Origin of the sequence: Streptomyces durocortorensis (assembly GCF_016901035.1) — a bacterium.
Lineage (GTDB): Bacteria > Actinomycetota > Actinomycetes > Streptomycetales > Streptomycetaceae > Streptomyces > Streptomyces durocortorensis.
Window position 1 is genome coordinate 1 of the sequence record NZ_JAFEUF010000449.1, and the last position, 2,393, is coordinate 2,393.

At 71.9% G+C, this 2,393-nt stretch carries 3 protein-coding genes and 1 tRNA gene; 1 reads left to right on the top strand and 3 read right to left on the bottom strand.

What is annotated here, in order from left to right; all coding sequences use genetic code 11:
* Positions 1-1,022, bottom strand: a 1,022-nt coding sequence (locus tag JS521_RS35265) for a serine/threonine-protein kinase (RefSeq protein WP_239488274.1), incomplete at its 3' end; no start/stop codon positions are given.
* Between the two features lie 98 nt (positions 1,023-1,120).
* Positions 1,121-1,669, bottom strand: coding sequence for a helix-turn-helix domain-containing protein (locus tag JS521_RS35270; protein WP_205086932.1), 549 nt, complete (start codon positions 1,667-1,669; stop codon positions 1,121-1,123).
* A 178-nt stretch (positions 1,670-1,847) separates the two neighbouring features.
* Here JS521_RS35270 and JS521_RS35275 point away from each other — a divergent pair.
* Positions 1,848-1,920, top strand: a tRNA-Ala gene (locus JS521_RS35275).
* 76 nt (positions 1,921-1,996) lie between these two features.
* Here JS521_RS35275 and JS521_RS35280 read toward each other — a convergent pair.
* Positions 1,997-2,393 (bottom strand): thioesterase II family protein (locus JS521_RS35280; protein ID WP_372448646.1); only part of this gene is annotated, 397 nt, incomplete at its 5' end.

Here is a 2,393-nt window from a genome sequence, read left to right on the forward strand (position 1 = left end):
GTCGAAGCCCGCCTCGGTGAGTTCGGCGAGGGTGTAACGCCCGTCGGCCGGGTCGGGGGTCCCGCCGACCCCCCCGCGCGGCGCGCCCCCGGTGATGCCGGTGGAGCGGCGGGTGCGGGCTCCGCGGGCTGCTGCGGGGCGGTTACGGGCCCGTCGGGGCCGAACCCCTCGGGCAGCGGCCCGATCTGGTCGAACACCTCCACCGGCTCGTCGTCCGGGCCGGCTTCGGGCAGCATCTCGACCGCCGCGGTGAGGGCCTTGCGCGCGCCCGTCGCCGTGCGGAAGCGGGCGTGCGGGTCGGGCTGGAGCAGACCGGCGAGGACCTGCCACAGCGGCTCGGGGATGCCGTTGGGGGCGCTCGGGGTGCCGTGCTCGGCGAAGTGCTCGACCAGCGCCTGGGAGTCGGGCTTCTGGCCCTGGAGGAGATAGAGCGCGACCAGGCCGACCGCGAAGAGGTCGGCGGGGAAGTCGGGCTCGGCGCCCATCATCTGCTCGGGGGCGAAGTAACCGGGCGTGCCGACCACGTAGTTGGTCTCGGTCAGCCGGGGCTCGCCCTTGCGCATCGAGATGCCGAAGTCGGACAGGCGCAGATGCGGGCGGCCCGTTCCGGTCGCCTCCATCAGGATGTTGGCGGGCTTGATGTCGCGGTGCACCACCCCTTCGGCGTGCACCGTGGAGAGGCCGGAGAGCAGCTGGTCCAGCAGCAGGCAGACGAAGCGCGGGGGCAACGGGCCGTAGTCGCCGATGACATGGGCGAGCGAGCCGCCGCTCACCAGGTCCATGGTGAACAGGACCTTGTCGTCGTCGGCGGCCCAGCTGGCCGGGGCCAGCACATGCGGGTGCTCGATGCGCAGGGCCTGCTCGCGGACGAAGCGCAGCAGCGTGTGCGCGTCGCTCTGCTGGAGCACCTTGGCCGCGACGTACCTGCGGCGGCGGTGGTCCCAGGCCCGCCAGACGGCCCCGACCCCACCGCGTCCGATCGGATCGATCAGCTCGTACCGACCGGCGAAGACCTCACCCATTGTGCTGCGCCCGCTCCCCGTTCCCGTGGTGCCGCGGCGTCCGCCGCGGCCCGTGTCCGGCCCCCGTGTCCTTCCGGCCTGCCGTCCGGACGAAAGCCCTAGCTCTGGTGCCCCTCGTAGTGCGCGACCGCGTCCGCGGTGCGTCCCGCTCCGTACACCTTGAGGAACTCTGCCAGCTCCGGGTGGGTCGGGGCGAGGGCGTCCGCGGCATCGATGATGTCGCCGGCCGCCGCGACCGACCGCAGCAGGGACTGGATCTCGCGCACCACACGGCGGACGGTGGGAGCGCCTCCGGTGGAGCCGGTCTGGCCGGTGGCGGTCAGGACCGAGCCTCCTTGCGACTTCTTGATCTCCTCCATGCGGTCGGTGGCCTCGCCCGCGCTGACGCTGCCGTCGGCCACCTGGCTCGCCAGCTCCTGAAGGGCCTGGACGCGCTGGACCACCGCGGGGTTCCCGATCTTGGCCCGCTGGCCGCTCATGAGCTGGGAGAGCATCGGGGCGGAGAGCCCGAGGACAGCGGCCAGCCGGGCCTGGTTGAGGCCGAGGTCATCGATCAGCCGGCGGAAGAGCGCCCCCAACGGCTCTCCGTACCAACTGCGTTGAAGCTCTCTGGCTCTTGCCGTCGCCTCTTGTTGCGCTGCGTCCATGGCGTCTCCCCATCGCTGCGGCTTCGCTGCTGCGAACCTTGCGAGCATCTTACGGAGCGTGGTCGCCCACGGGGAGTCCCTATCCTTTTGGAGGATTACGGGGGTCACCCGGTACTCTGGTCTGCGACGGTAGCCCTGGCGCGGACGTGCTGGGCGTTGCCCTCGTTCGGTGTGGCCCGGGGCCTTAGCTCAGTTGGTAGAGCGCTGCCTTTGCAAGGCAGATGTCAGGAGTTCGAATCTCCTAGGCTCCACAGATACGAGACCCCCCTGACCTGCGGTGATGCAGGCAGGGGGGTTTTGTCGTGGGCGGTTCGTGGGCACGGTGGCTCAGAGGAGTCCCCGCACCGTCTTCCACATCGTGTCCCAGTCGTCCGCGAGGTACATGTGCCCGCCCGGCAGGTCGAGGGAGCGGAACGGCTCCGAGGTGTAGGCGGCCCAGTCCAGCCAGGGGGCGGTGGGGACCAGGGCGTCGTCGGTGCCGCGGATCGCGGTCAGGGGCAGCGGCAGGGGTTCCGGTTCCCGTGCGGGGTCCGGGGTCATCAGGGAGACGTCGGCGCGCAGGGCCGGCAGCAGCAGGGAGCGCAGGTCGGGGTCGCGCAGCAGGGCCAGGTCCCCGTCGAGGGTCTGGCCGGTGGCCGCGCAGAGGTCCGCCACGGCCTGTTCGTCGTCGGTGGCGGAGATCGGCAGCGGGCGGCGGTGGCGGGGACTGACCGTGCCGCTGACG